The 25,125-nt window shown below is 72.2% G+C and carries 32 protein-coding genes; 17 read left to right on the top strand and 15 right to left on the bottom strand.

Translation table 11 applies throughout. The annotated features are described in order from the left end of the window. Positions 1-60: 60 nt before the first annotated feature. A complete protein-coding gene (locus tag I6J71_RS14020; RefSeq protein ID WP_204095112.1) occupies positions 61-552 on the top strand; it encodes an N-acetyltransferase in 492 nt (163 codons plus the stop codon). Here the strand turns inward: I6J71_RS14020 and I6J71_RS50665 are convergent. Both I6J71_RS50665 and I6J71_RS14010 read right to left on the bottom strand, forming a co-directional pair. Next, the gene (locus I6J71_RS50665; RefSeq protein WP_370542210.1) at positions 492-893 is read right to left on the bottom strand and encodes a hypothetical protein; all 402 of its coding nucleotides are present in this window, start codon (positions 891-893) and stop codon (positions 492-494) included. The genes I6J71_RS14020 and I6J71_RS50665 overlap by 61 nt on opposite strands. Before the next feature lie 49 nt (positions 894-942). After that, the gene (locus I6J71_RS14010; protein WP_204095110.1) at positions 943-1,173 is read right to left on the bottom strand and encodes a hypothetical protein; all 231 of its coding nucleotides are present in this window, start codon (positions 1,171-1,173) and stop codon (positions 943-945) included. Positions 1,174-1,285: 112 nt separating this feature from the next. Here I6J71_RS14010 and I6J71_RS14005 point away from each other — a divergent pair, with 112 nt between their 5' ends. Next, positions 1,286-1,531: an SDR family oxidoreductase gene (locus I6J71_RS14005; protein WP_204095109.1), complete on the top strand. Its 246-nt coding sequence runs from the start codon at positions 1,286-1,288 to the stop codon at positions 1,529-1,531. A gap of 251 nt (positions 1,532-1,782) precedes the next feature. Here I6J71_RS14005 and I6J71_RS48145 read toward each other — a convergent pair whose 3' ends face one another. Both I6J71_RS48145 and I6J71_RS48140 read right to left on the bottom strand, forming a co-directional pair. Next, entirely contained in the window at positions 1,783-2,085 is a 303-nt protein-coding gene (locus I6J71_RS48145; RefSeq protein WP_239155655.1) for a hypothetical protein, read from the bottom strand. 81 nt (positions 2,086-2,166) lie between these two features. Further along, complete coding sequence (locus tag I6J71_RS48140; RefSeq protein WP_239154800.1) at positions 2,167-2,700, bottom strand: hypothetical protein; 534 nt, start codon at positions 2,698-2,700, stop codon at positions 2,167-2,169. A 123-nt stretch (positions 2,701-2,823) separates the two neighbouring features. On the opposite strand from I6J71_RS48140, the gene I6J71_RS13990 reads away from it, so the two are divergent. The 8 genes from I6J71_RS13990 (at position 2,824) to I6J71_RS13955 (ending at position 9,846) form a co-directional block, all read left to right on the top strand. Further along, positions 2,824-3,969 (top strand): amidohydrolase, encoded by a 1,146-nt coding sequence (locus I6J71_RS13990; protein WP_204095108.1) that lies wholly within the window; start codon positions 2,824-2,826, stop codon positions 3,967-3,969. Further along, on the top strand, positions 3,966-5,039 hold the full coding sequence (locus I6J71_RS13985) for a glutamate--cysteine ligase (protein ID WP_204095107.1): 1,074 nt from the start codon (positions 3,966-3,968) through the stop codon (positions 5,037-5,039). Before I6J71_RS13990 ends, I6J71_RS13985 begins: the two co-directional genes overlap by 4 nt. 75 nt (positions 5,040-5,114) lie before the next feature. Next, the gene (locus I6J71_RS13980) at positions 5,115-5,762 is read left to right on the top strand and encodes a response regulator transcription factor (protein WP_204095106.1); all 648 of its coding nucleotides are present in this window, start codon (positions 5,115-5,117) and stop codon (positions 5,760-5,762) included. A 70-nt stretch (positions 5,763-5,832) separates the two neighbouring features. Then, on the top strand, positions 5,833-6,222 hold the full coding sequence (locus tag I6J71_RS13975; protein WP_204095105.1) for an ATP-binding protein: 390 nt from the start codon (positions 5,833-5,835) through the stop codon (positions 6,220-6,222). A 43-nt stretch (positions 6,223-6,265) separates the two neighbouring features. After that, complete coding sequence (locus I6J71_RS13970) at positions 6,266-7,693, top strand: PAS domain-containing sensor histidine kinase (RefSeq protein ID WP_204095104.1); 1,428 nt, start codon at positions 6,266-6,268, stop codon at positions 7,691-7,693. After that, the gene (locus I6J71_RS13965; RefSeq protein ID WP_239154798.1) at positions 7,690-8,073 is read left to right on the top strand and encodes a response regulator transcription factor; all 384 of its coding nucleotides are present in this window, start codon (positions 7,690-7,692) and stop codon (positions 8,071-8,073) included. Before I6J71_RS13970 ends, I6J71_RS13965 begins: the two co-directional genes overlap by 4 nt. A gap of 253 nt (positions 8,074-8,326) precedes the next feature. After that, complete coding sequence (locus tag I6J71_RS13960) at positions 8,327-8,746, top strand: DUF6292 family protein (RefSeq protein WP_204095103.1); 420 nt, start codon at positions 8,327-8,329, stop codon at positions 8,744-8,746. 53 nt (positions 8,747-8,799) lie between these two features. After that, complete coding sequence (locus I6J71_RS13955) at positions 8,800-9,846, top strand: Ku protein (protein ID WP_204095102.1); 1,047 nt, start codon at positions 8,800-8,802, stop codon at positions 9,844-9,846. A gap of 12 nt (positions 9,847-9,858) precedes the next feature. Here I6J71_RS13955 and I6J71_RS13950 read toward each other — a convergent pair whose 3' ends face one another. Then, positions 9,859-10,686, bottom strand: coding sequence for an alpha/beta fold hydrolase (locus I6J71_RS13950; protein ID WP_204095101.1), 828 nt, complete (start codon positions 10,684-10,686; stop codon positions 9,859-9,861). A 63-nt stretch (positions 10,687-10,749) separates the two neighbouring features. On the opposite strand from I6J71_RS13950, the gene I6J71_RS13945 reads away from it, so the two are divergent. Then, positions 10,750-11,205: a hypothetical protein gene (locus tag I6J71_RS13945; RefSeq protein WP_204095100.1), complete on the top strand. Its 456-nt coding sequence runs from the start codon at positions 10,750-10,752 to the stop codon at positions 11,203-11,205. Positions 11,206-11,272: 67 nt separating this feature from the next. Beyond that, positions 11,273-12,247, top strand: a complete 975-nt coding sequence (locus I6J71_RS13940) for a pirin family protein (RefSeq protein WP_204095099.1) — start codon at positions 11,273-11,275, stop codon at positions 12,245-12,247. Here the strand turns inward: I6J71_RS13940 and I6J71_RS13935 are convergent. Continuing rightward, on the bottom strand, positions 12,225-13,619 hold the full coding sequence (locus tag I6J71_RS13935) for a pyridoxal-dependent decarboxylase (RefSeq protein ID WP_204095098.1): 1,395 nt from the start codon (positions 13,617-13,619) through the stop codon (positions 12,225-12,227). The genes I6J71_RS13940 and I6J71_RS13935 overlap by 23 nt on opposite strands. Positions 13,620-13,913: 294 nt before the next feature. Between I6J71_RS13935 and I6J71_RS13930 the strand changes: the two genes are divergently transcribed. Next, on the top strand, positions 13,914-14,228 hold the full coding sequence (locus I6J71_RS13930) for a hypothetical protein (protein WP_239154796.1): 315 nt from the start codon (positions 13,914-13,916) through the stop codon (positions 14,226-14,228). A gap of 321 nt (positions 14,229-14,549) precedes the next feature. Here I6J71_RS13930 and I6J71_RS13925 read toward each other — a convergent pair whose 3' ends face one another. Continuing rightward, entirely contained in the window at positions 14,550-15,131 is a 582-nt protein-coding gene (locus I6J71_RS13925; protein WP_204095097.1) for an NADPH-dependent FMN reductase, read from the bottom strand. Between the two features lie 96 nt (positions 15,132-15,227). Between I6J71_RS13925 and soxR the strand changes: the two genes are divergently transcribed. Then, positions 15,228-15,698, top strand: coding sequence for a redox-sensitive transcriptional activator SoxR (gene soxR / locus I6J71_RS13920; protein ID WP_204095096.1), 471 nt, complete (start codon positions 15,228-15,230; stop codon positions 15,696-15,698). A gap of 13 nt (positions 15,699-15,711) precedes the next feature. Here the strand turns inward: soxR and I6J71_RS13915 are convergent, their stop codons facing one another. From I6J71_RS13915 to I6J71_RS13905, 3 genes are all read right to left on the bottom strand, one after another. Further along, entirely contained in the window at positions 15,712-16,218 is a 507-nt protein-coding gene (locus tag I6J71_RS13915; RefSeq protein ID WP_204095095.1) for a DUF664 domain-containing protein, read from the bottom strand. Positions 16,219-16,340: 122 nt separating this feature from the next. Next, on the bottom strand, positions 16,341-16,721 hold the full coding sequence (locus I6J71_RS13910; RefSeq protein WP_239154794.1) for a hypothetical protein: 381 nt from the start codon (positions 16,719-16,721) through the stop codon (positions 16,341-16,343). A gap of 1 nt (position 16,722) precedes the next feature. Continuing rightward, entirely contained in the window at positions 16,723-17,316 is a 594-nt protein-coding gene (locus tag I6J71_RS13905; protein WP_204095094.1) for a hypothetical protein, read from the bottom strand. A 179-nt stretch (positions 17,317-17,495) separates the two neighbouring features. Between I6J71_RS13905 and I6J71_RS13900 the strand changes: the two genes are divergently transcribed. Further along, positions 17,496-17,651, top strand: coding sequence for a hypothetical protein (locus I6J71_RS13900; RefSeq protein WP_204095093.1), 156 nt, complete (start codon positions 17,496-17,498; stop codon positions 17,649-17,651). Positions 17,652-17,653: 2 nt separating this feature from the next. Here the strand turns inward: I6J71_RS13900 and I6J71_RS13895 are convergent, their stop codons facing one another. Both I6J71_RS13895 and I6J71_RS13890 read right to left on the bottom strand, forming a co-directional pair. Then, positions 17,654-18,037, bottom strand: coding sequence for a VOC family protein (locus tag I6J71_RS13895; RefSeq protein WP_204095092.1), 384 nt, complete (start codon positions 18,035-18,037; stop codon positions 17,654-17,656). 16 nt (positions 18,038-18,053) lie between these two features. Further along, complete coding sequence (locus I6J71_RS13890; RefSeq protein ID WP_204095091.1) at positions 18,054-18,479, bottom strand: DUF6314 family protein; 426 nt, start codon at positions 18,477-18,479, stop codon at positions 18,054-18,056. 158 nt (positions 18,480-18,637) lie between these two features. Here I6J71_RS13890 and recQ point away from each other — a divergent pair, with 158 nt between their 5' ends. Beyond that, positions 18,638-20,476: a DNA helicase RecQ gene (gene recQ / locus I6J71_RS13885; RefSeq protein WP_204095090.1), complete on the top strand. Its 1,839-nt coding sequence runs from the start codon at positions 18,638-18,640 to the stop codon at positions 20,474-20,476. A 1,068-nt stretch (positions 20,477-21,544) separates the two neighbouring features. On the opposite strand, the gene I6J71_RS13880 is transcribed toward recQ, so the two are convergent. Further along, on the bottom strand, positions 21,545-21,763 hold the full coding sequence (locus I6J71_RS13880; RefSeq protein ID WP_204095089.1) for an antitoxin: 219 nt from the start codon (positions 21,761-21,763) through the stop codon (positions 21,545-21,547). 136 nt (positions 21,764-21,899) lie between these two features. Here I6J71_RS13880 and add point away from each other — a divergent pair, with 136 nt between their 5' ends. Continuing rightward, a complete protein-coding gene (add, locus tag I6J71_RS13875; protein WP_204095088.1) occupies positions 21,900-22,877 on the top strand; it encodes an adenosine deaminase in 978 nt (325 codons plus the stop codon). On the opposite strand, the gene I6J71_RS13870 is transcribed toward add, so the two are convergent. Together I6J71_RS13870 and I6J71_RS13865 are read right to left on the bottom strand one after the other, a co-directional pair. After that, a complete protein-coding gene (locus tag I6J71_RS13870; protein WP_204095087.1) occupies positions 22,855-24,228 on the bottom strand; it encodes a VWA domain-containing protein in 1,374 nt (457 codons plus the stop codon). The genes add and I6J71_RS13870 overlap by 23 nt on opposite strands. Then, positions 24,225-25,106, bottom strand: a complete 882-nt coding sequence (locus I6J71_RS13865) for a MoxR family ATPase (RefSeq protein WP_204095086.1) — start codon at positions 25,104-25,106, stop codon at positions 24,225-24,227. Before I6J71_RS13865 ends, I6J71_RS13870 begins: the two co-directional genes overlap by 4 nt. Between the last annotated feature and the right edge of the window lie 19 nt (positions 25,107-25,125).

Below are 25,125 nucleotides of genomic sequence, written 5' to 3'. Positions count from 1 at the left end.
ATAGACCGCTACCCGGAAATCACCTTGCGCGGCGGGACCGTCCGTGGCGATCGTGGGGTCATGGCGGAGATCCGGGAGCTGACAGCGGACGACTGGCGCGACTGGCGGGCGCTGCGGCTCGTCGCGCTGGAGGAATCTCCGCATGCGTTCGGCGCGCGCCTGGCCGAGTGGCAGGGCGAGGGTGACACCGAGCTGCGCTGGCGGCAGCGGCTCACCGACTGGCCGTTCAACGTGCTGGCTTCGGTCGACGGCCGCGATGCCGGCATGGCCAGCGGCACCCTCCCCGACCAGCACGGTGTGGTGGACCTTCACTCGATGTACGTGGCGTCGTTCGCCCGCGGCCACGGCGTCGGCGACGCGCTGATCGAGGCCGTGCTGGGATGGGCTTCACGCCACGATGCGAGGTCCGTGCGGCTGCAGGTGTTCGAGGACAACACCGCGGCCATCGCGCTCTACCGGCGGAAGGGTTTCCTCGACGCGGGCACGGTCCGCTACGCGCGGCTCGCGCTGAAGATGGAGCGGGGGCTCAGGCGCCCGTCACGTTCAGCATGATCGAGTAGAGCGACGTCGTGGCGCAGACGTGGAGAATGTTGCGCTTGAGCCCGCCGAACACTGGGTTCGCGACCGGCTCGGGGATCTTGAGCCCGCCCAGGAGCGTGCCATCGGGCGCGAAGCAGTCGACGCCGCCGCCCAGATGCGGCCCTGGTCGTCGAGGCGGATGCCGTCGAAGTTGCCCTCGCGGCAGCGCGCGATCTCCTCGCCCCCGGTGAGCGTGCCGCGCGGCGTGCGCCGAACGCGCGCAGGTGCCCGCGTTTCGTGTCCACGACGTACAGCCGCTCGCCGTTGCGGCTGAAGGCCGGCCCATCGGGCCGCTCGAAGTCGTCGGCCACCATCGCGACCTCGCCCGAGGGGTCGATGCGGTACACCTGGTCCGCGCCGATCTCACTCGGCGCGGAAGCCGCCGAGACGGTGACCGAGCCGCTGGCCGGCATCGCGAACGTCGCCGGCGTGCCCGAGACCGCGCCCGCGACCACGGTGCTCGCCGTGAACGTCGTCGGCACCCGGCTGCTCACCGAGGCGCTGCTGCCGCGGCTGGCCGAAGGCGGTGCGGTCGTGACGGTGGCGTCGATCGCCGCGCACCACAACACCTTGCCGGCCGAAGCGCTCGACCATCTGTGCACTGTGGACAGCCACGATGAGCTCGCCGCGTGGCTCGCCGAATTCCCGCTGTCGGACGCGCGGCCTACGACCCGTCGAAGGCCGCGCTCATCGCGTGGAGCGCGCGGTGAGCGTGAGCCCCGGGCCCGTGCGCACGCCGACCCTGGCCGACTTCCGCGCGTCGATGGGCGCCGACTCGATCGACCGAGCGGGCGCGCTGGCCGGACGGCACGCCGAACCCGGCGAGGTCGCCGCGGAGGTACGGTTCCTCAACCCGGCGGCCTCGTGGGTCAACGGCGTCGACCTGCCGGTCGAAGGCGGTCTCACCGCCGCTCGCGCGCACCTGCCCAGCGCGGAAAGGACCACCGGGTGACCACCACAGCGCCCGCCGAGACGGTGCTCCCACTGGACGGCACGCGCCCGCTGGGCCGTGACCTCGTGGGCGGGAAAGCCCGCAGCCTCAACCGGATGCGCTCGCTCGGCCTGCCGGTGCCGCCCGCGTTCGCGATCACCGTGGACGTGTGCGCGGCCTACCACCCCGGCGGCACGCTGCCCGGACAGGTCTGGGCCGGCGTGCTATGCGGCGGATCACCGCGTTGCGGCGGGAGCCGCCGGCGGAGTGAGCTACTGCGCGCCCGGCTGCCGGGACAGGTTCAGGAACTCCTGCTGCTCCCGGTCGTAGCGCTGGGTGGGGCCGTTGCCGTAGCGGTCCCACCAGTTCTGGGTGTGCCCGCCCTGCGTGGTGGTGCTGCCGTAGACCTGGCGGTCGTAGTCGAGGCGGGCGTCGCGGAAGTCCTGCTGGAACTGCTCGGGCGTGAACCCCTGGATGTGCCGTACGGCGGCCGGGTCGAGGGCGGCGGCGCTGCGCACGACGTCGGCGCCGCCCATGTGGTTGAGGATCGCGCGGACGCCGCCCGCGCCGCGCATGTGGGCGCCGGGACATGATGGCGGCCTGCGTGCCCGGATCGGTGAAGTCGAAGGCGCCGGCGGTGCGCGCGTGCTCGGTCATCAGGTTCGCGACGACGGCGTGCTCCTGGGGGCTGCCGATGCCGTACTGGTTCCGCGCCGCGATGATCTGGTCGTAGCCGTTGTGCATGTTCCGGCGGAAGCCGTACGCCTCGGCACTCCGCCCTGCTCGCCGGTCGCACCCTCGGAGCGCATGATCGAGTCGACGACGCGGTTGTCCAGTTGCCGCGGGGCGGCGGCCGGTGCCGCGGCGCCGCCACCCGACGCCTGCGTGTCACCGCCCAGGCCCTGTGCCACCGCGGTGTCGGCGTCGGTGTAGCCCCGCACGGCGGACTGGACCTTGCCGCTGACCTCGCCGATCAGGTTCACGAACTTGCCGAGCGAGGACACCAGCTGCGACGGCAGCGTCGAGTTGGCCGCGGCGGCGACGCCGCCGATCCCGGCGAACGAGAGCGCGTCGATCACCAGCGACTCCGGGTCGCGCGTGGCGGACAACGCCGACGCCGAAAGGCCCTCCACGTTCTGCACGATCGACGACACCTCGGCCGGCGGTACCCGGTAGCTTCCCGCTGTCATGCCTGCTCCGTCCGACTCGTCTGCTGTGGATTTCGACGATTCCCCACCGGACGCGGCGCGCACACGGCCGAATTACCCACTCCAGCGTGGATCGAATGACCGCCGGTTGGGTATGTGTGGCGCATGGAGGCCGACGAAACCCGGCACGAGCGGGTCGACCGTGAGATCGAGCAGCTGGACGACCGGCTGTGGTCGCTCGCCGGTGACGTGTGCGCCGGGCGGGACGAGGAATCGGCCGCCCACCTGCTGACCGAGCCGCTCGAAGAGGCCGGTTTCGCGGTCGCGAACCGGGTCGCCGGGCTCGCGGGCGCGATCACCGCCCGCCACGGCGAGGGCCGCCCTGGGGTGGCGCTGCTGCTGGAGTACGACGGACGGCCCGGGGCCGGGTTGACCGCGGCCGCCGGGCTCGGCGCGGCGCTGGCGACCCGCCGCGTCACCGACGGCGAACCCGGTTCGATCCTCGTCGCCGGCTGTCCCCGCGACGGGATTCCCGCGCTCACCGCGGCCGGCGTGTTCGACGACGTCGACGCTGCGCTGCTCTTCCGTCCCGGTGCCCACTCGTGGTCGTGGGCTCCGCTCGCCGCCCGGGCCGAGGTGCGGATCACCGTGCACGGCCGCGCCGAGCACCCACCGGCCGACGCGGTGGCCGGGCTCGTGCAGGTCTTCACCGCGGTCGCGGCCCTGCAGGCGCGGCTGCCGGCCGGCTCGCGCGCGCAGGGGATCATCACGCGCGGCGGCGAGTCCACCGAGTCGGTGCCCGCCCTCGCGCAAGCGCGGTTCGGCCTGTCCGCCCCCACGACCGCGGCGCTGGCGAAACTCCTCGCCGACGTGACCGCCTGCGCCGAGGGCGCCGCGATCGCCACCGGCACCAAGGCCGACATCGAGCACCTCGGCCCCGGCAGCTCGCACTTCCGCGACAACCCCGTGCTGTCGAACCGCTTCGCGGCACACCTGGCCGCCCGCGGCATCCTCACGACCCCGCCCGACCTCGGCACCGCGCGCGGCTTGTCCGGCATCGGCGACGTGAGCCTCAAGGTGCCCGCCATCCACCCGCTCGTCGCGATCGCCGACCCCGCCCACGCCGGGAACTCGCGCGGGTTCGCCGCGGCGACGGCCTCACCCCGCGCCCGGGCCGTGCTGCACGCGGCGGCCGCCGCGCTGGGCCGCACGGCCGTCGACCTGCTCGCCCACCCCGCGCTGGTACGGCAGGCCTGGGACTGCTTCGCCGACCGGGCCCGCGCCGAACGCAGCGGTCAGGAGGGCTCGTGACGGAAGTGCTGACCTTCGGGATCGAGGAGGAGTTCCTCGTCGTCGACGAGCGGGGCCGGCCTTCGCACGCGGCGGACGCCGTGCTGGACTCCGCGGACGACACGGACGGCGACCTCCAGCACGAGCTCACCCGCGCGCAAGCGGAATCCGCCACCGAGGTGTGCCGGACCCGCACCGAAGCCGTGGAGCAGCTGCAGTCGATGCGCGCCGCGCTCGCCCGCGCCGCCGCCCGGCGCGGGTTGCGGATCCTGCCCTGCGCCACCCCGCCCGTCGCCGCCCGCGAGCGGCCCGCGATCACCCCGAAGCCGCGGTACCGGCTGATGGCGGCGCACTTCGGTGCCACCGCGCGCACCACGCTCACCTGCGGCTGCCACATACACGTCGGTGTGCCGGACCCGGAGACCGGCACGCGCGTGATCGGGCACGTCCGGCCGTGGCTGCCGGCCCTGTTGACGGTGACGGCCAATTCCGCGATCGCCGGCGGGCTCGACACCGGGTACTGCAGCTGGCGCCACCGCCAGTGGTCGCAGTGGCCCTCGGCCGGGCCACCGCCGCGGTTCGCCTCCCACGCCGAGTACGAGGGAATCGTCGAGGCGTGGCTGCGCGCGGGCGCGATCCTCGACCGCGGGATGATCTACTGGGACGTCCGCCTGTCGGAGAACCAGCCGACCGTGGAGTTCCGCGTCGCGGACGTCGCCGCCACCCCGGAGGAAGCGGCGCTGCTGGCCGTGCTCTGCCGCGGGCTGGTGGCCACGGTGCTCGGCTGCGGCGAGCCGCCGAACCTGTCCAACGAGGTGCTGCGCGGGCAGCTCTGGCGCGCCGCGCGCGAGGGCGTCACCGGCTGCTGCCCCGACCCGGCCACCGGCGAATTGCGGCCTGCCCTCGAAGTCCTGACGCGGCTGGCGGAGTTCTGCGCGCCCGCGCTGGACGCCGCCGGCGACACCGCCTTCGTCCGCGAAGGCCTCGCCCGCCTGGCCCGCGACGGCGGTGGTGCCGACCGGCAACGCCGCCGGTTCGCCGTGCGGGAGGACGCCGCGGACGTCGTCGACGAGTTCGCCGTGCCGGGGTGATCCGCCCGGCCGGTGGCCCGGCGGACCTGCGGTTACGATGAGTGGTCAGCTCCCCGTCCCCAGAAGGGCAGTGCCATGCCTGTCGAGCCCCCGTCCACCGCCCCGGTGCGGGTGCTCCTCGTCGAGGATCACGACATGGTGGCCCAGGCCCTGGAGCTGGCGCTGGAGCGCTCCCCCGGGCTCACGGTCGTCGGCCGCTCCCGTTCACGGGAGTCCGCGACCACCGACGCGGCACGGCTGAGGCCCGACGTCGTGGTGCTCGACCGGCGGCTGCCCGACGGCGACGGCGTGGCCGCGATCGGCGAGCTCGCCGCGCTGGGCTCCCGCGTGCTCGTGCTGACCGGGGACGCCACGCCCGCCGTCGCCGCCCGGGTGGCGGAAGCCGGTGGCCGGGGCCTCCTGCTGAAGTCCGCGCCGCTGAACGTGCTTGAGTCGGCCGTGCAGCGTGTCGCGGCGGGTGAGGTGGTGTTCGACGCGGGCCTGCTGCCCGGAGTGCTCGAACGGCTCTCCGGCCGCACCCGCGGCGGCGCGACGCTGACCGCGCGCGAACAGGAAACCCTGCAGCTGCTGGCCGAAGGGGCGAGCACGGAGGAGATCGGCGACCGCCTCGGCGTCACCCGCAACACCACGCGCAACCACGTGCAGCGCGTGCTCGAGAAGCTCGGCGCGCGGTCGAAGCTCGAAGCAGTGGCGTTCGCGCGGCGCGACGGACTGCTGGATTGATGCACCTGCGTCAGTGCGGCGAAGTGATCTGCGTCTGCCGCGCCCAGCCCGTTTCGTCCAGGGTGGACGCGTGGAGGTCTCTGCGCTCACGTCGGCCGAGTGCCCGCTGCCCGAAACGGTGGCCGGGCTCGCGGCGGCGCGCGACTTCACCCGGGCGACCCTCGCCCGGTGGGGCTTGCCGACCCTGGCCGACGACGCCGTGCTGGTCGTGAGCGAACTCGCCACCAATGCGGTGCTGCACGGCACGGGCACCGCGTCGGTGCGGCTGAGCCACGCCGGTTCCGTCGTGCGGATCGAGGTCGCCGACGAGAGCCCGGCGGTGCCCGCGAAGCGCAGCTCCGGCGCGGACGGCGGGTGGGGCCTGCGGCTGGTGGAACTCCTCTCGCTCGCGTGGGGCGTCACGCCCACGGCCGGCGGGAAGGTCGTGTGGTGTGACCTGGCCGGTACCGCCGGACAGTGAGCCGGGAGCTGCCCGGCCGTCGTGGCTGGGGCAGAGTTGGGTCATGGACGAACCCTCGGCGGACGACCTCGGCCTGCTGGTCAGAGGTGTCGTGGACTACGCGATCTTCATGCTCGACACCGGCGGCCACATCGTCAGCTGGAACGCCGGCGCCGAGCGGATCAAGGGCTACCGAGCCGAGGAGATCATCGGCAGCCACTTCTCCGTCTTCTACCCCGCCGAAGACATCGCCGCCGGCAAGCCCGCCTGGGAGCTCGAAGTCGCCCTGGCCGAAGGCCGCTTGGAGGACGAGGGCTGGCGGCTGCGCAAGGACGGATCGCGGTTCTGGGCCAACGTCGTGATCACCGCGCTGTTCGACGACAACGGCAACCACCGGGGCTTCGGCAAGGTCACCCGCGACATGACGGGGCGCCGCGCAGCGGAACAAGCGTTGCGGGAGAGCGAGGAACGGTTCCGCCTGCTGGTGCAGGACGTCGTGGACTACGGCATCTTCATGCTCGACACCGGCGGCCACATCGTCAGCTGGAACGCCGGCGCCGAGCGGATCAAGGGCTACCGAGCCGAGGAGATCATCGGCAGCCACTTCTCCGTCTTCTACCCCGCCGAAGACATCGCCGCCGGCAAGCCCGCCTGGGAGCTCGAAGTCGCCCTGGCCGAAGGCCGCTTGGAGGACGAGGGCTGGCGGCTGCGCAAGGACGGATCGCGGTTCTGGGCCAACGTCGTGATCACCGCGCTGTTCGACGACAACGGCAACCACCGGGGCTTCGGCAAGGTCACCCGCGACATGACCGAACGCCGCACCACTGCGCAGGCGCTGACGCAGCGTCGCCGCCTCGTGAGCCACCTCGTGGACGCGCAGGAGGTGGAGCGCCGCCGCATCGCGTGGGACGTGCACGACGACTCGATCCAGGCGATGGTCGCCGTCGGGATGCGGTTGCAGCTGCTGGCCGAACGGCTGCCCGAGGAGCAGCGCGAAAGCGTCGAGGTGCTCGACGAATCGGTGCGCGCCGCCGTCGTCCGGCTGCGCGCGCTCGTCTCCCGGCTGCGGCCGCCGGACCTGGAACGGCACGGCCTCGCCCTGGCGCTGGCCGCACACTTGGAGGAGGTCGTGGCCCCGTGGGGCCTCGAGTACGCGCTCGAGGACGGGCTCACGGCCGAGCCCACGCCCGAGGCGGCGGTGACGGCCTACCGGATCTGCCAGGAAGCACTCACCAACGTGCACAAGCACGCCCGCGCGTCGCGAGTGGAGGTTTCCATGTCCACAGTAGACAGAGGTACGCTGTTCCGCGTCACCGACGACGGGGTCGGCACCGTCGTCACCGGCGCCGACCCCGGCCGCGACCACTTCGGGCTCATCGAGATGCGCGAGCGCGCCGAGTCGGCCCACGGCTGGTTCTCCCTGCGGAGCACTCCCGGCGAGGGGACGACCGTCGAGTTCTGGCTGCCTGTCGTCCCGGACGCGCAGCCGTGAGCGGCCCGCTGCGCGTCGTCATCAGCGACGACGACGCCATGATCCGCGACGCCTTGCGCGAAGTCCTCGATGAGCAGCCGGACATCGAGGTCGTCGCCGTGGGCCGCGACGCCGACGAAGCCATCACCCTGGCCGAGCACCACCGGCCCGCCGTCGCCGTCCTCGACGTCCGCATGCCGGGCGGCGGCGGGGCGCGCGCGGCCGAGGAGATCGTCGCCCGCTGCCCGGGGACCGCCGTGCTCGCCTTTTCCGCCTACTCCGACCGGGCGTCCATGACGGCGATGGAGACCGCCGGCGCGGTCGAGTACCTCACCAAGGGGGTGCCGAACCGCGAGATCGTGGCCGCCGTGCGCCGGCTCGCCGGGCGGGGCCGCGGCTGACGCGCGCCGAGAAGCCTGACCACGGAATCGTCGGCGAACGGCGCACCCCTGCGAACGCCTGGGCGCCGAGCCACGGAGCAGCCGCCGTACCGTTCGGCGGCGCGGGCGTACGGCCGAACGGCGCCCCTTGGCTGATTTCCCGCGGAAAGCCGACGTTCGCGGGGTGAACCACGTGTAGGCCGTCGCCGGAGTGGGTAGCCCGTGCTCGCCTCTCAGGGCGATCCCCTCCTCCCGGCGAAAGTGCAGGTGCCCGGTGACCAGCTTCGTGGATGCGGACCTCGGTGTGGACCACGGATTCGATCGCGCGTTGCGCGGTTACCTCGCCCGGGTCGCGGCGGCGGCCGGAGTCGGGCTGGAGTCCTGCACGGTGGACCTCGACGTCCCGGTGTCGGCCTACGTGGCGCTGGACCGGCGCCTCGAGCGCTTCCCCGACCGCGACCTGGCGCTGCTGTGGGACGAGGTGCACAGGTGGTCCGCCGCGATCGAGGCGTCGTGTGGTGAGGACCTGATCGTGCTGGCCTACCTGGAGCACGACGACGTGCTCGCCGAACCCGAGGCCGTCGCGCGGTTCCTGACCGCGCTGCGCGACAGCGACCACTCGTTCGGCCGCCCCGACCCGCGCAAGCTGCGCCGCGCCGGCAACCACGAGGAGCTGCTCGGCCGGCTGGCCTGACGCGTCACGCGGGCGGAAACCGGGTACCCGAAGGGTCACGAGAGGAGTGCGCCATGGCCCCGAAACGACCCGTCTGGAGTGGTTCCCTCACGCTCGGCCTGGTGACGGTGCCGGTGCGGCTCTACAGCGCGATCGAGGACCACACCGTGCACTTCCGGCAGTTCGAGCGTGGCACGAGCGATCGCATCCGCTACCGCCGGGTGAACGAGCGGACCGGTGACGAGGTCGACTTCGCCGACATCGTCAAGGGCTACGACCTCGGCGACGGCGACTACGTGCTGGTCGAGCAGCAGGAGCTGGACGACATCGCGCCCGGGCGCAGCAAATCGCTCGACGTGGAGGCGTTCGCCGACCTCGCCGACATCGACCCGATGTTCTTCGACCGCACCTACTGGCTCGCGCCCGCGAACTCCGACTACGACAAGCCGTACTCGCTGCTGCTGGCCGCGATGGCGGAGACGGACAAGGCGGGTGTCGCGAAGTTCGTGCTGCGCGGGCGCGAGTACCTGGCGCTCGTGCGCGCCGGGGACGGGGTGATGCTGCTCGACACCCTGCACTTCGCCGCGGACCTGCGGCAGAAGGACAAGGAGCTGCCCGACCTGCCGGACAAGGCCGCCGCACGCGGCAAGGAGTTCGACATGGCCGTGAACCTCATCGACGCGATGACCGAGGACTGGCGGCCCGAGGACTACCGCGACACCTACACCGACCGCGTCCACGAGCTGATCGACGCCAAACGCAAGGGCAACGAGATCACGCCCGCGGCCGAGGCCGCCGAGCCGACGAAGGTCGTGGACCTGTTCGAGGCGTTGCAGCGCAGCGTGAAGGGCAGCGGCAAGCGGCGTGGCCAGCAAGACAGCGGCAAGAGGGACAGTGCCAAGAAGGACAGTGCCGAGAAGCACACTGCCAAGAAGGACACTGCCAAGAAGGACAGTGCCGAGAAGCACACTGCCAAGAAAGACAGTGGCAAGAAGGACGCCGGGCCCAAGCTCGCCGATCTCACGAAGGCCGAGCTCGACGAGCTGGCGAAGGAACGGGAGATCAAGGGCCGCTCCAAGATGAAGCGCGCGGAGCTGGAGCAGGCCCTCGCAGCCTCGTGAGGCCCCCGGGATTCAGCGCGCGGCGTCCAGCAGCCAGTCGAACACCACCGGCAGCGCGGTGAGGATCGAGATGTGGCCGTCGCGCGGGCGCAGCCACAGCTGCGCGTCGGGCAGGTGGGCGAACAGGTGGTGGACGTGCGCCTCGGGGATCACGCGGTCGGCGCTGCCCTGCCCGAGCAGCACCGGCGTGCGCACGTCCGCGAGTGCGAAGCCCCACGGGGAGACGTACGCGACGTCGTCGTCCACTTCGCCGTCGGGACCGGCGGCTCCGGCCGCGCCCGCGTCGGTACCGAGCGGTCCCCACGCGCCCTCCAACGCGGCCCAGTCGGGGGCCACGAAACTCGCCGGGTTGAAGTCGTGCGTCGCGGCGTGGGCCAGCCGCGCTTCGCGGCCCTCGCGCGCCGCGCGCAGGGAGGCCGGGTCGGCCATGCCGGCGAACCAGTCGAATTCCTCGGTGTACGGCGCGACCGCGGCCAGCGTCGCGGCCGCCGTGACGCGGTCCGGCAGCAGCGCGGCGCAGGCAAGCGCGTGCGACCCGCCGCCCGAAGCGCCGGCGACCGCGAACCGGTCGAGCCCGAGTGCGTCGGCGACGCATCGGACGTCCTCGGCCGCGGCACCGACCGTGCGTCCGGGGGTGACCGTCGACCCGCCGTAGCCAGGCCGGCCGTAGGACACCACGCGGATGCCGCGCGCGTCCGCGGCCGCCAGGACGGGCTCCAGCAGCGCGCCCGTCTGCGGGGTGCCGTGGTGCCAGAGCACGGTGAGGCTTTCACCCCGGCCGCTGTCGTGCGCGCGCAGCACGCGCCCGTTGGCCACTTTCACGTCGTGAGAGGTCCCCATGCGGCGCGACTCTAGCGGCCCGCGGGCGTGACGGAGGGCGATTCGCGGGGTATCTCGCCCGGTATGGACCCAGACTCGAAACCCGACCTCCGGCTCGACGACGCCGCGGCCGAGCTCCTCGAACCCGACCGCGCGACACTGGCGGCGGTGGGCAAGATCACCGAGGCCCTGGAGACCGTGGAGGTCGCGCGCGGCCACCTCTACGCGTTCCACCAGCTCACGGGCTCCGCCGACGAGAAGCTCGCGCACGGCATCGACCAGCTGCGCGCGGCCGGCCACCGCGAGCACGCCGACCGGCTCGCCGAGCAGCTCCTCGGCCGCAACGTGCTGCACGGCCGGTGGACGTTCCAGGTGGTGGAGGAGTACGACGCGACCTACTACTCCCCCTTCCGCGACCACGAGATGCGCGTCCGCGAGCTCACGCGTGGCATCCCGCACCTCGCCGAGGCGCGGCTCAAACGCGAGAACCGCACGGCGGGGCTGCCGGGCCACGAGGCGACGCCGGACTCGAAGGACTGAACCGCCGCACGATCCCCTTCGGACTAAGGTTTCCGGTGAGGACATCGCCCGAGCGGAAGGCACCACGATGAGCAACGTCGAGACCGAGCCACCCGTCCTGGACTGCGGGGACCCCGCGCCGACCGGGCTCGCCGGGGTCGAGGTGCTCACGGCGCGCGACGTGCCCCTAGGCGGGCCGCGCGCGATGAAGGTGCGCCGCACGCTGCCGCAGCGCAAGCGTTCGCTCATCGGCGCCTGGTGCTTCGCCGACCACTACGGCCCGGCCGACCCCGCCGTCACCGGCGGCATGTCCGTCGGGTCGCACCCGCACACCGGGCTGCAGACGGTGAGCTGGCTCTTCGCCGGCGAGATCGAGCACCGCGACAGCCTCGGCTCGCACGCGGTGATCCGGCCCGGCGAGCTGAACCTCATGACCGGCGGCCACGGCATCTGTCATTCGGAGGTGTCGACGCCGGAGACGAAGTCCCTGCACGGCGTGCAGCTGTGGGTCGCCCTGCCCGACGCGCACCGCCACGCCGGCCGCGACTTCCAGCACTACGCCCCGCCGGCGACCGACCTCGGCGGAGCCACCGCACGCGTCTTCCTCGGCTCGCTGGCCGGCGAGACCTCGCCGGTCAAGACCTTCACGCCGCTACTCGGTGCCGAGTTGGTGCTCGAGCCCGGTGCCACCGTTTCCCTGGACGTCGACCCGGAGTTCGAACACGGCCTGCTCGTGGACACCGGCAGCGTCACCTTCGCCGGCACGCCGCTGCCGGCGGCCGACCTCGGGTACCTCGGCACCGGCCGCGCAACGCTGGAGCTCATCAACTCCGGCGACGGCCCGGCCCGCGCGATGCTGCTCGGCGGGCCGCCGTTCGGCGAGGAGATCGTGATGTGGTGGAACTTCGTCGGGCGCACACACGAGGAGATCGTGGCCTACCGCGAGGCGTGGCAGGCGGAGTCGCCGCAGTTCGGCGCGATCCCCGAGGTGCCCGGCGCACCGGCGCGGCTGCCCGCGCCCGTGCTGCCGAACGTGCGGATCAAGCCGCGCCGGAACCCGTGACGAGCGCGGCGAAGACCCGGTCGACGTCTTCGCGCGCGGTGCGCCAGTTGCTGAACGCCGCCCGCAGCGCCGGCACGCCCGCGTAGACCGTCGGCGTCACGAAGGTCTCGCCCCCGGCCGCGACGGCGCGCACCACGGCGTCGATCCGGTCCTGCGTCGGGTTTTCGGCGAGGGTGAAGCACACGACGTTGAGGCGCACGGGCGCGAGCAGCCGCCACTGCGACGTCGCGGAGAGCCGCTCGCCGAGGTCACGCGCGTGGGCCACGCAGCGTTCGACGATCTCCCGGTGTCCCGAGCGCCCGTACGCGGCGAGCGTGCACCACGCCGCGAGCGCCCGCAGCCGCCGCGACGATTCGGGCGTGCGGTGCACGAAGGCCGGGTTCTCGCCCGGGTGGCCGAGATACGCGGCGGCGTTCTGGAACACGCGCACCTGCAGGTCGAGGCGGCGGCTGAACTGGATCGCGGAGTCGTAGGGCACGTTGAGCCACTTGTGCAGGTCCACGCAGACGGAGTCGGCGAGCGCGAGCCCGTCGACGAGCGCGGCGTGCTCGGGCGACAGCGCGGCGAACCCGCCGAACGCCGCGTCGACGTGCAGCCAGAACGGGTACTTCGCCTTGAGCGCGGCGATCGCGCGCAGGTCGTCGAAGTCGACGGTGTCGACCGTGCCCGCGTTCGCGACGACGATCGCCGGCCGACCGCCCAGGTCGGCCAGCTGCTGTTCGAGGTCGGCGAGATCCGCGGCTTCGCGCTCGGGCTGCAGCGCCACGCGCTTCACCGCCGAGCGCCCCAGCCCCAGTACCGCCATCGCCTTGAGCACACTCGAATGCGGCGCACCGCTCACGACCGCGACCGGGCCCAGTGCCGCCACACCGGCGTCGGCGACCGTGATCCCGAGCTGTTCGCCGACCCACTCGCGGCCGATCGCCAGACCGACCAGATTGGACATCGTCGCCCCGGACACGAAGGCCCCGCTGAACTCCGGCCCCAGCCCGAACAGCTGCGCGAGCCACGCGGCCGTCTCGCGCTCGAGGTCGGAGGCCGAAGAGTCCAGTGACGACACGGGGTTCTGGTCGGCCGCGGCCGTGAGCCAGTCGCCCGCGACCGCCGCGGGCGTCGCTCCGCCCGTCACGAAGCCCAGGTACCGCGGCCCGGCGCTCGCCGCGAACCCGGGAGCCCAGCGGCGGGCGAACTCGGCCAGCGCCGCTTTCGCGCCGACGCCGTCCTCTGGCACCGCCGAGGGGGCGAACCCCGTGGGCGGCGGCACGGCCACCGGCCGGTCGGCGAGGCCGGCCAGCAGCTCACCCGCCTGTTCCCGGGCTGCGTCGAGGAGGGCGGGCAGGTCGGCCAGGTCTTCGGCCAGCTTCGCGTACACAGCCCGACCCTACTGTGCTGCTCGTTACCGATCCGACCCCAGTCACGACGGAAACCGTTGGCACACTCAGTAACGTCCGGTGGGGTGTCCGCCTGCTTATGGTCGGATTGGTAAGGCCGCGCGGCGGCCCGCGTCGCAGGCCGATCGCCGGGAAGCCTGGCCCTGCTCACGACGGCGTGCGGCATCCAGCCCACCCCCGTCATCCCCGCCGGCCCCGCTCCTCAGGCCGCCGGCCCGGACGCCGACCGCCAGCTCACCCTCTACTTCGCCGTCGACGGCCGGCTCACCCCGGTCGTGCGCCACTGGGGCAGCCCCGTCACCCCCGAGCTGGCCCTCGCCGAACTCTTCCTCGGCCCCACCCCGGTCGAGCAGAAGAGCGGCCTCTGCTCCCTCCTGCCCACCGGCACGGCCTCCGCCACCGTCGACACCTCCACCACCCCCGCCACGGTGACCGTGCCGTACTCCGTGAAAACCATCCAACTGGGCCTGGACCAAATCGTCTGCACCACCGTCGCGGCCCTCTCAGCCACCGACCACCCCACGGACGCCCGCGGCATCACCGTCACCACCCCGGACTTCACCTTCGGCCCCACCACGTGCACCTTCTGAAGCCCGGCACCGAGGCGCCCGACCCACCTACGAAACAGCCCCGACAACACCCCCGATCCAGCCCGCACCCCGGCAGGCGATCCCACCACCACCCACGACACCGCCACGGACGCCCACCGAACGTCCACCCGGACCCCGCGCTGCACCCCGATCCGCAGCCCCGTCACCATCCTCGGATCCGGGGTGCGGGCAAACCCCAGCGCAACATCGCGCCGCCAGGCGCGACGAGCCACACGACCCCCACCGCCACCGCAACAATCCACCCAGCCCCGACGATCTACGGCCGGACCACGCCGACGACCGCAAGTCGTCAATGGACACTCACGCGGGATAGACCCGGACTGCCCGTGCCTCGGTCAGCGACCGGGCCCACCACTCCAGCTGGTCGAGCAGCTTCTTCGCCGCCTGTCCGGTACCCTCCGGATCCACCGGCGCACCGGACGAGTCGAACCGGCCGTGGGCCCCGTGGAAGCTCACGGTTTCGCGGATGGTCACGGCGTGCAGCTCGGCGAAGACCGGCCGCAGGTGTTCCACCGCGCGCAGCCCGCCGGAAAGCCCGCCGTAGGCGACGAAGGCGACCGGTTTCGCCTGCCACTCCGCGCGGAACCAGTCGACGGCGTTCTTCAGCGAAGCCGGGTAGCTGTGGTTGTACTCGGGGGTGATCACCACGAACGCCCCGGCCGCCGCCAGCCGGGCGGCGAGCTGCCCGACCTCCGGCCGGGGTTCGGTGCCGAAGGCCGGGAAGGCCATCGGCAGCGGCAGGTCGGCGACGTCGACCACGTCCACCTCGAACCCGCCGTGCGCGGTGGCTTCGCCGGTGAACCAGCGCGTGACGGTGGGCGCGAACCGTCCTTCCCGGACACTGCCGACGATCACGGCCACCCGGACGGGAGCTGACGACACGGTTGTTCTCCTCGAAGTTCCCGGCGGGACCGGGTGCCCCGCACGGGACCGAGTCTCGAACTTCAAGCTCCCTTGAAGTCAAGCTACTCTCGCCGCATGGCGAAGACGGAGCTGCCCGAGCTGACCGTGGGCGAGCTGGCGCGCCGTAGCGGCGTGCCGGCCTCGGCCTTGCGGTTCTACGAGGACGAGAACCTGATCCGGAGCCGCCGCACGGCGGGCAACCAGCGCCGCTACCGCCGGGACACCTTGCGGCGCGTCACGTTCATCCGGATGTCGCAGCGGGTCGGCATGCCGCTGTCGCAGATCCGCGAGGTCCTCGGCCTGCTGCCCGACGACCGCACACCCACCCGCGCCGACTGGGCCCGCATCTCCCACCGCTGGCGCGAGGACCTCGACGAGCGCATCCGCCGGCTGGAGCAGCTGCGCGACCAGCTCACCGATTGCATCGGCTGCGGCTGCATGTCGCTCACGAAGTGCCGGCTCGCGAACCCCGGTGACCAGCTCGGCCGCCGAGGACCCGGGCCACAACGGCTTCCGGACCACCGCGCGGACGGGTACGACGACTGAAACAGCGGCGACCTCAGCCGAGCAGGAGCCCGCGGACGTAGGCGGCCTGCCCGGCGTGCTGCAGGTCGTCGGAGAGCACGCTGATCAGGCGCACCCCGAGCGTCACGGGCGGGTCCCAGCCGTCGTCGACGACGCGGTCGAGCGCCGAACCGCCGAGGCCGCCGACCCACGCGACGGTGTGCTCGTGCACGGCGTCGTAGTAACCGGTGAGCAGCTTCGGGTCGTCGACCTGCACGGCCGCGACGTCCGCGCTGCTGTGCGCGTAGCCGGTGTCGGCGGGCGGGAACGGCAGGCCGAAACGGCGGTGCCAGTCGTGCGCGGTCCAGATCTGCTCGGTGCCCGCGACGTCGGCCACGTGGTCGTCCTGCACCCGCGTGAGGTGCCACACCAGCCAGGCGATGGAGTTGGCGTCCGGCCCGGGGCGCGCCGTGAGCTGGTCGCCGGTGAGCCCGTCGACCGACTGGTGCACGACCTCCTGGATCCGGCCGAAGCCGTCCACGAGCAGATCGGCCACGTTCATCCGTTGTCCTCCTCGGGTTGTCTCTGCCTGCTACCCCGATCATGCCGCACGCAAACGGCGCGCTGCGTCCGAATTCCTTCGCGGCTCGACCGGGGAGCAGGCGGAAACCGACAATCCGCCGCTCACGTCCCGAGCAGCTGGTCGAAGAACGACCGGTAGCGGCGCAGCGCGATGCGCAGCTCCTCCGTCGCCGGTTCCCCCTCGCGCCACTGGGCTTCCAGTTCGCCCTTGTGCCGGGCGAACGTTTCGGAGAGGGAGCTGATCACGGCCGCGACGAGCTCGTCGGCCTCGTGCACCGCGCGGCGCGGGTCGTCGACGAAGCCGGTCTGCACCTCCTGCCAGCGGGTGCGCAAGCGCGTCACGTCATCGCGTTCGAACAGCGGCGGGGCTTCGGGCCCGCCCGGAGCGGAGCCGGGTCCGGAGCCCGCGGCGGTATCGTCCACTTCGGACCGATTGCTTCGGGCGACGCCGGCGACGTCCGCGGTGGTGAGGTGGTCGGTCATGTCAGCTCTCCTCGGTGCGCTCCGGGCCGCCACGGCGGGCGGGTTCCGGGTGGCGATCTTCGGCGCCGTCGGTCAGCAGGTCCTCGAACACGGTTCGGTAGTGCACCATCGCCGCACGCAGTTCCTCAGTGGACAGTGCCGTTTCGGCGTGGCGCCGGTGGGTTTCGTGCGCCGCGCGGTAGTGCTCGAGGGTGCGGGAGTGCCGCACGGACAGATCGGACAGCTGCTGGTCGTACCCTTCGGTCGGATAGCCGCGCTCGGCCATCACGGCGACCAGCAGGTCGTCGGCCTCGTCGAGGGCGCCCGCGGGCCGGTCGACGAACTTCTCCTGGATCAGCGTCCAGTGCTGGGCGTAGCGCTCGCGCGCCGACACGGAGAGCGGACGGATGTCGAGGTCGCGGTGGCGCCGCTCGCGTTCGGCGAGCTCCCGTTGTGCCGCACGGGGACTTTCGTTCTCCCGCACCGCGCGGGCGTACTCGGGACCGAACTGCCGCTGCAGCCGCTTGCGGCGCACCTCCTGCACGACCAGCCACGCGACGGCGCCGACCACCACGACGGCGGCCACGACGATGACGACGATGAGCCAAGTGGGCATCGCACGAACTCCTTCACGGATCTGCCGCCCCCCGCGCGTGCTGAATGCCCGCCCGCCGGTGGACGAAACGCCGGAAACGCCGCCGCCGCGGGGCTTTGGGCCGAGTGGCCGTGCCGGTACCGCCGGATGAGGTACGGTTTTCGGCAAGCGGCGTGACACCCCGCGGACGGGAGGACACCGTGCGGATCGACTCCGGCGCACTCCGCGTCCTGCCCGGGTTCGATAACATCGCGGGCGTGCCCATCCCCGCGTGGGCAGGCACGCTGCTCACCGTGGCGTGCATCGTCGCCGCGCTCGCGGTGCTGCTGCTGATCGTGCGCAACCGGCGGCGCTGAGCTCAAGCGAGGGAGTTGCTGACCTCGATGAGGTTCCGGTCGGGATCACGGAAGTAGCCGCTCAGGATCGGCCCGGTGGCGCCGGTCCGTTCGACCGGCCCCTCCTCGACGGCCACGCCCGCAGCGCGCAGCTGCGCGACCACGTCGTCGAGCGGGTCTTCGGTGATGAAGCACAGGTCGGCGCTGCCCGGTGTGGGGTGCAGCGCCTTGGGTTCGAACTCGTGGCCGGCCTCGTGGAGGGTGATCTTGCTGCGCCCGAACGCCGGCGCTGTGCGCCCGCCCTTGAACGTCACTTCGGCCATGCCCGGCACCCGCGTGTAGAACTCCACGGCGGCGCCCACGTCGGCGACGGTGAGCACGAGGTGGTCGAGGCGGTCGATGCGCATCGGCGCCCTTCCGGGGTCAGGCGCGGGTGAAGCGGGTGGTGATCACGTGGTCCTTCGTCGGGCCGGCGACGGCCCACTTCTGGAGCCAGTGGTCGGCGTCGAACAGCCGGTACTCACCGTGGTAGAGGTCGTCGCGGCAGGGGTGGTCGGTGCTCCAGCGTCCGGTGGTGAGGTCGACGTCGTGGAAGAACCCGCCGTGGTCGAAGTGCACGGCGGCGCGGGCCCCGTCGGGGTGGTAGAGCAGCGTGCGCGTGACGGGACCGGTGTAGCCGGGCAGGTGCAGTTCGCCCGTCTCGTGGTAGACGAGCGCGCCGTCGCCCGGGGTGAACGTGACCGTGCCGCTGACCTGGCCCATCGGCTCGCCGTCGGTGGCCACGATGTCGCGCGAGAACCGCCAGGTGCCGGTGAAGTGCGCGGCGAGGTCGGTGATCGCGAAGTCCACCCCGCCATTCTGCGCCCGCGGGTGCGCCGCCACGCGCCGGCGGGGCGGGGATCACACCCCGTGACACCGGCGGCGCGAGCGGGACACTCAGGCCGGAAACGCGCCGAGGCGCGCGGGGTGGGCCCGCGCTGTCGGCCCCGCGGCCTAGAATCGGCCGGGTGGCTCACCCCGACCCGGACGGGCGTTCCCCCGCTCTCGAAACCCTGCACCGCGTGTTCGGCTACGACGCGTTCCGCGGCGACCAAGCGGAGATCGTCGAGCACGTGATTTCCGGCGGCGACGCGCTCGTGCTCATGCCCACCGGCGGCGGGAAGTCGCTCTGCTACCAGATCCCGGCGCTGGTGCGGCCCGGGGTCGGCGTGGTGATCTCGCCGCTGATCGCGTTGATGCAGGACCAGGTCGACGCGTTGCGCAACCTCGGCGTGCGCGCGGGGTTCCTCAACTCCACGCAGGATTTCGGCGAGCGCCAGCGGGTGGAGGAGGCGTTCGTCGCGGGCGAGCTCGACCTGCTGTACCTGGCACCGGAACGGCTTTCGGTCGAGTCGACCGTGCGGCTGCTCGACCGCGGGAAGATCGCGCTGTTCGCGATCGACGAGGCGCACTGCGTGTCGCAGTGGGGCCACGACTTCCGGCCCGACTACCTCATGCTGTCGTCGCTGCACGAGCGCTGGCCCGACGTGCCGCGCATCGCGCTCACCGCCACGGCCACCGAGGCGACGCACGAGGAGATCTCGGCACGGCTGGGGCTCGGCGGCGCGCGCCACTTCGTCGCGAGCTTCGACCGGCCGAACATCCAGTACCGCATCGTGCCGAAGAACTCGCCGCAGAAGCAGCTGCTGGAGCTGATCCGCACCGAGCACCAGGGCGACGCGGGGATCGTGTACTGCCTGTCGCGCGCGTCGGTGGAGAAGACGGCGGAGTTCCTGGTGCAGAACGGGATCACCGCACTGCCGTACCACGCAGGGCTCGACAAGCGCACCCGCGCGCAGAACCAGGCGCGGTTCCTGCGCGAGGACGGGCTGGTCGTGGTGGCCACCATCGCGTTCGGCATGGGCATCGACAAACCGGATGTGCGGTTCGTCGCGCACCTCGACCTGCCGAAGTCCGTGGAGGGTTACTACCAGGAAACGGGCCGCGCCGGCCGCGACGGCCTGCCGTCCACTGCGTGGCTGGCCTACGGGCTGCAAGACGTGATGCAGCAACGGAAGATGATCGAAAACGGCGAGGGCGACCACGCGCACCGGCGCCGGCAGGCCACGCACCTGAACGCCATGCTGGCGCTGTGCGAGACCGTCGAGTGCCGCCGCACGCAGATCCTCGCCTACTTCGGCCAGACCGGCCAGCCGTGCGGCAACTGCGACACGTGCCTCGCCCCGCCCGAAAGCTGGGACGGCACCATTCCCGCCCAGAAGTTGCTGTCCACGGTCGTGCGCCTGCGCAACGAGCGCCGCCAGAAGTTCGGCGCCGGCCAGATCGTCGACATCCTCCTCGGCAAGACGACGCCCAAGGTCACCCAGTTCCAGCACGACACGCTCAAGACCTTCGGCATCGGCACCGAACTGCGCGACCAGGAGTGGCGCGCCGTCGTCCGCCAGCTCCTCGCCCAGAACCTCCTCGCCGTCGAGGGCGACTACGGCTCTCTCGTCCTGACCGAAGGCAGCACCTCGGTGCTCAACGGCTCCCGCCAGGTCTCCCTCCGCCGCGAACCGGACCGCCCCGCCCGCGCGGCCCGCACCTCCCGCCGCAACACCGCCACCGCCCCGGTCGAGCTCTCCCCCGCGGCCGCGCCCGTGTTCGAACGGCTCCGCACCTGGCGCGCCACCACCGCGAAGGCCCAGGGAGTACCCGCGTACGTGATCTTCCACGACGCAACGTTGCGGCAGATCGCCGCCGAGCAGCCGACGTCGCTGGATCAGCTGGGGACCGTGAACGGCGTCGGCGAGGCGAAGTTGGCGAAATACGGGGAAGAGGTTTTGGCGGCGCTGGCAGAGGGTTGAGGGGCGGCCTGTGACGGCGATCGCCCGGTCTAGTCGGGGCGGGTTCCCTGTTCATGCTTCCATGCAGTCCACGGAAGCCGGCCCTCGGCTGGGCTGCTGTGCCTGCTGGGCGATGGTCGCGGACACGGCTGGCCGACCTGCGCCCAGATTTCCCGCGGTTCAATCGCACTACGCCGCGAAAGTCGGCCACAACCAAGCCGCCGCGCAGACTCGCCAACCGCCGCCGACACGGCTGGCTGACCTGCGCCCAGACTTCGCGCGGTTGATCCAATCGCACTCCGCCGCGAAAGCCTGTCCCACTCAAGCCTCTGCGCTGACGGCGATCGCCGCAGCTACGACTGACCGACCGACACCTAGACTTCCCTCGTTCTGCAATCGCGCTACGCCGCGAAAGTCGGCCACAACCCAAGCCGCCGCGCCGACTCGCCAACCGCCGCGGACACGGCGACGAGACCTGCGCCCAGACTCCGCCCTGCACCTCGATCCGAAGGCTTCACGCGGTCTGAATCACCTTGTCAAGGCACGCTTTCCAGCCTTGACAAGGTGATTCAGACCGTCACTACCACAATCGGCTTCGGGTCGCAGGGCGAGCCCCGGGCGCAATGTCGCGCGCCGGCGCGACGAGCCGCTCGATGGCCGGGCAAGTCGCCGAACGCAAGGACGCCCACGACTCGTTGCGCTGGCGCGCAACATCGTCGAGCGTAGGCAACGAGGGCACCCCGATCTTTGAGTGTCACCGCGGTGATCGAGGTGCAGGGCCAGGCCTGGGCGCACATCGAATTCCGTAGATCGGTTTCTGTTGGCAATCGCTCCCTGCGGGCCCGTAGATCGGCTGAAGTCGTACCTTCCGGCCAATAATCCCGCAGGTGAGAGGCGGTGGGTAAATGCCTCTCAGTCACCGTGAACCATGCCGTCGTGGGGCGATCGCCCCGAACAGCTGAGGGGCACTCAAAACACCGTCCCGACCGATGCCCCAAGGGAATCTGCCCGCGAAGGAACCACAGGCGAGCCGCAACACTGCCCCGGCAACCCTCAGCTCACCTGCTACCGACGAACCTCAGCGAACCGTCAACTCGCCGGGTTCGGCTTGGGCTTCGGTTTGGTCACGTCGGCGACCTTCTTCGTCGCGCCGTCGATGTGCGAGTGGTACGTCCCCTTGGTCTTCTCGTCGACGAAGCGGCCGGCCTTGCCGACCATGTCGTTGACCTTCTCGGGGTTCTTCTTCGCATAGGCTCTCGCCGCGCCGGCGGCGGCGGCCAGGACAGCCATCCGCTTCATGAACGCCATGAGTCCTCCCACGTCTCGCCCGTCAATCCCCTCAACGAGCCACCGAGTACCCCGAGTTCCCCAGTGCGGAACATCGGCGGCGGCCGGGCCGGGAAATCCGCGCGACCGGCCGTGGGAAAGCGGGCATCATCACCCCATGCGCGACCTCGCAGTCCTGCCGAAAGCACACCTCCACGTGCACCTCGAAAGCACGATCCGCCCCGCCACGCTGCGCGACCTCGCGGACGCCAACAAGGTCCCCGTCCCCGCGCGCCCCGGGAGGTTCACCGGCTTCCGCGACTTCGCCGACCACAATTCGCTCGTCCGCGCGTGCCTGCAGACGTCCGATGACTTCGAACGCATCGCACGCGAATTCTGCGAGGACGAAGCCGCCCAGGGGACGCGGTACGTCGAGGTCACCTTCACCGCCGCGTCCCACGCGGAGCGGCTCGGCGACCCCGCACTGCCCCTCGAATCCGTCCTCAAAGGACTCAGGCAGGGTCCGCCGGAGCTCGAATGGCGCCTGCTGCTCGACCACTCCCGCCGCAAACCCCTCGAACGCGCCGAACGCACCCTCCGGCTCGCCCTCGACCACGAAGAGGTGATCGGCCTCGGCATGGCCGGCGAGGAGCGTCACTCGCTCGCCCCGTTCGCCACCGTCTTCGAGCGGGCCCGGGCCGCGGGCCTCCACCTCGTTCACCACGCGGGCGAAAACGCGGGACCGGCCAGCATCCGCGAAGCCCTCGACCCCGGCCGCAGCGAGCGCCTCGGGCACGGCATCCGCATCCTCGAAGACCCCGCGCTGGTCGCGGAAGTCCGCGAACGCGGCATCGCTCTGGAGGTCTGCCCGACGTCGAACGTCACCCTCGGCCTGGTGCCCGCGATGGCAGAGCATCCGCTCCCCCGGCTCGTCGACGCCGGCCTCGCCGTCACGCTCAACACCGACGTCCCCTCGGTTACGCACACCACGCTCACCGACGAGTTCACCACGGCCCGCGCCGTTTTCGGCTACGACGACACGATGCTCGCCGCTCTGGCGGCGAACGCCGTCACCGCCTCCTTCGCGCCGGACGCCACGAAAACCGCTCTGAGACGGGAAATCGCGGACTGGCTCACGAAGGGAGCAAGCGGGTGACGAGCGTGCCCAGCTGCTGCACGTTGCGACATTCGTGCATCGGCACCAGATCGGCGTACGCGAGCGCCGCCGAGTCGCCCGTGGACCACAGGGCGCGGCGCTCCGGGTTGAGCCAGTAGACGTGGCGCGCGCGGTCGCGGATCGCGCGGACGGCGTCGAGGTTCGGATCGCCCCCGTTGGTGCGCGCGTCGCCGAGGACGAGCACGGACGTACGCGGGCCGACGGCGTCGGGCCACTTGTCCCTGAACTGCCGCAGTGCGCCGCCGTAGTCGCTGTGCCCGTCCCAGCGCACCACGGCCGCCTCCTCCAGGATGCGCGAGCCGAGGCGCTCCGGATCGGCCGCGCCGCTGGTGACGAGGTGCGTGACCTCGTCGGTGCTGTCCACGAACGCGAACACCCGCACCTTGCTGAACTGGTCGCGCAACGCCTGCACCAGCAGCATCGTGAAGTTGGCGAAACCCGCCACCGAACCCGACAGGTCGCACAGCAGCACGATCTCCGGTCGCGACGGGCGCCGGTGCCGGAACGCCGGGCGCACCGGCACGCCACCCGTCGAGAGCGAGCGCCGCAGCGTGCGCCGCAGGTCGATCTGGCCGCGCGTGGTGCGTTTGCGCCGCGCGGCAAGCCGCGTCGCGAGCTTGCGCGACAGCGGCTGCACGGTCCGGCGAAGCTCGGCGAGCTGCGCCCGGCTGGCGATGAGGAAATCCACACGGTCGGCGGCCGGCGCGATGGCGTGCCGGGCGACGCGGTCGCGGCCCCGCACCTCCGCCGCGCGCCGGCGGGCCTCCGTGCGCACCCGGCCGCGGAAGTCCTCGACGCGACGGCGGACCTCGTCGCGCGCGAGGCGGTCGGCGAACTCCTCGCCGCCTCCGCCGGCGCGGATGGCCGCCAGCACACGCACGATCAGCGTTTGCGGCTGCAGCCGGTCCAGCGTCTGGTGCGCGGAGAACCCGCCACCGGGGCCCGAGCCCGAGCCGTACTCGCCGAGCATCTCCACGGCGATCCCCGCGAGCTGCGCCAGCGCCTGCTCGTCACCGGCGGCCAGCGCCTCGGCCAGCGCCTCGCGCAGCTCCTCGACATCGCGCGGCCGGTCCTCGCGCGCCAGCTCCGGCACACCCACGCCGGCCGGGAAATACAGGTCGAACGCCGCGTCGAACACGGCCCGTTGCCCGCCGCGCCGCACGAGCGCGGCCGCGAGCCCCTCGCGGACCAGCTCGCGGTCGTCGAAGCCGAGGACTTCCAGCGCGGCCGCCGCGTCGACGGTCTCGCTCGGCCCGGCCGGCACGCCGTGGTCCCGCAGCGCCTGCACGAACGCCGTGAGCCGCTCGGTGACGCCGGCGGGCGTGGTCACGACGCGTCCAGCACCTGGTCGAGCTTGAGGCCCGCGCCGGCCTTCGCGATGTCGTCCTGGTGCTTGAGCACCACGCCGAGGCTCTCGCGCACGACCTGCTCGTCGAGCGTGCCGGCGCCGAGCTCCAGCAGCGTGCGCGCCCAGTCGATGGTCTCCGCGACCGACGGCAGCTTCCGCAGGTCCATGGCCCGCAGGGCGGCGATCACGCGCACCACGGAGTCGGCGAGCGCCGCGTCGACGCCCGGCACGCGCAGCCGCACGATCTCGCGTTCGAGCTCCTGGTCGGGGAAGTCGATGTGCAGGAACAGGCAGCGCCGCCGCAGCGCCTCCGACAGCTCCCGCGTGGCGTTGGAGGTGAGCACCACGAACGGCGCACGCGTCGCCGTGATCGTGCCCAGCTCGGGAACGGTGACCTGGAAGTCGCCGAGCACCTCCAGCAGCAGGCCCTCGACCTCGACGTCGGCCTTGTCGGTCTCGTCGACCAGCAGCACGGTGGGCTCGGCGCCGGAGATGGCCTGCAGCAGCGGGCGGCGCAGCAGGAACTCCTCGCCGAAGATGTCGGTGCGCGCCTCCTCCCACGTCTCGTCGCGGCCGGCGGTGATGCGCAGCAGCTGCTTCGCGTGGTTCCACTCGTACAGCGCGCGGGCCTCGTCGATGCCCTCGTAGCACTGCAGGCGCACGAGCCGCGAGCCGCTGACGGCTGCCACGGCCTTGGCCAGCTCCGTCTTCCCCACGCCGGCGGGCCCCTCGACGAGCAGCGGTTTGCCGAGCCGGTCGGCGAGGAACACGGTGGTCGCGACTGCCGTCGAGGCGAGGTACCCGACCTCGGCCAGCTTGGCCGACACGTCGTCGACGGACGCGAAGAACCCGGTGCCCACGTGACCTCCTAAGCGGTTG

Origin of the sequence: Amycolatopsis sp. FDAARGOS 1241 (assembly GCF_016889705.1) — a bacterium.
Lineage (GTDB): Bacteria > Actinomycetota > Actinomycetes > Mycobacteriales > Pseudonocardiaceae > Amycolatopsis.
This window is presented reverse-complemented; position numbering and strand designations above follow the sequence as displayed.

Bases quoted from the DNA above. Each gene is read 5' to 3' on its own strand.
- I6J71_RS48145 (WP_239155655.1), bottom strand. From the start codon at position 2,085: ATGCGCGGCGCGGGCGGCGTCCGCGCGATCCTCAACCACATGGGCGGC.
- I6J71_RS13990 (WP_204095108.1), top strand. From the start codon at position 2,824: ATGGAGGCCGACGAAACCCGGCACGAGCGGGTCGACCGTGAGATCGAG.
- I6J71_RS13950 (WP_204095101.1), bottom strand. From the start codon at position 10,686: ATGGGGACCTCTCACGACGTGAAAGTGGCCAACGGGCGCGTGCTGCGC.
- I6J71_RS13945 (WP_204095100.1), top strand. From the start codon at position 10,750: ATGGACCCAGACTCGAAACCCGACCTCCGGCTCGACGACGCCGCGGCC.
- I6J71_RS48140 (WP_239154800.1), bottom strand. From the start codon at position 2,700: ATGACAGCGGGAAGCTACCGGGTACCGCCGGCCGAGGTGTCGTCGATC.
- I6J71_RS13880 (WP_204095089.1), bottom strand. From the start codon at position 21,763: ATGGCGTTCATGAAGCGGATGGCTGTCCTGGCCGCCGCCGCCGGCGCG.
- I6J71_RS14020 (WP_204095112.1), top strand. From the start codon at position 61: ATGGCGGAGATCCGGGAGCTGACAGCGGACGACTGGCGCGACTGGCGG.
- I6J71_RS13970 (WP_204095104.1), top strand. From the start codon at position 6,266: ATGGACGAACCCTCGGCGGACGACCTCGGCCTGCTGGTCAGAGGTGTC.
- I6J71_RS50665 (WP_370542210.1), bottom strand. From the start codon at position 893: ATGGTGGCCGACGACTTCGAGCGGCCCGATGGGCCGGCCTTCAGCCGC.
- I6J71_RS13955 (WP_204095102.1), top strand. From the start codon at position 8,800: ATGGCCCCGAAACGACCCGTCTGGAGTGGTTCCCTCACGCTCGGCCTG.
- I6J71_RS14010 (WP_204095110.1), bottom strand. From the start codon at position 1,173: ATGGTCGAGCGCTTCGGCCGGCAAGGTGTTGTGGTGCGCGGCGATCGA.
- I6J71_RS13915 (WP_204095095.1), bottom strand. From the start codon at position 16,218: ATGAACGTGGCCGATCTGCTCGTGGACGGCTTCGGCCGGATCCAGGAG.
- add (WP_204095088.1), top strand. From the start codon at position 21,900: ATGCGCGACCTCGCAGTCCTGCCGAAAGCACACCTCCACGTGCACCTC.
- I6J71_RS13980 (WP_204095106.1), top strand. From the start codon at position 5,115: ATGCCTGTCGAGCCCCCGTCCACCGCCCCGGTGCGGGTGCTCCTCGTC.
- I6J71_RS13940 (WP_204095099.1), top strand. From the start codon at position 11,273: ATGAGCAACGTCGAGACCGAGCCACCCGTCCTGGACTGCGGGGACCCC.
- I6J71_RS13905 (WP_204095094.1), bottom strand. From the start codon at position 17,316: ATGCCCACTTGGCTCATCGTCGTCATCGTCGTGGCCGCCGTCGTGGTG.
- soxR (WP_204095096.1), top strand. From the start codon at position 15,228: ATGGCGAAGACGGAGCTGCCCGAGCTGACCGTGGGCGAGCTGGCGCGC.
- I6J71_RS13895 (WP_204095092.1), bottom strand. From the start codon at position 18,037: ATGCGCATCGACCGCCTCGACCACCTCGTGCTCACCGTCGCCGACGTG.
- I6J71_RS13910 (WP_239154794.1), bottom strand. From the start codon at position 16,721: ATGACCGACCACCTCACCACCGCGGACGTCGCCGGCGTCGCCCGAAGC.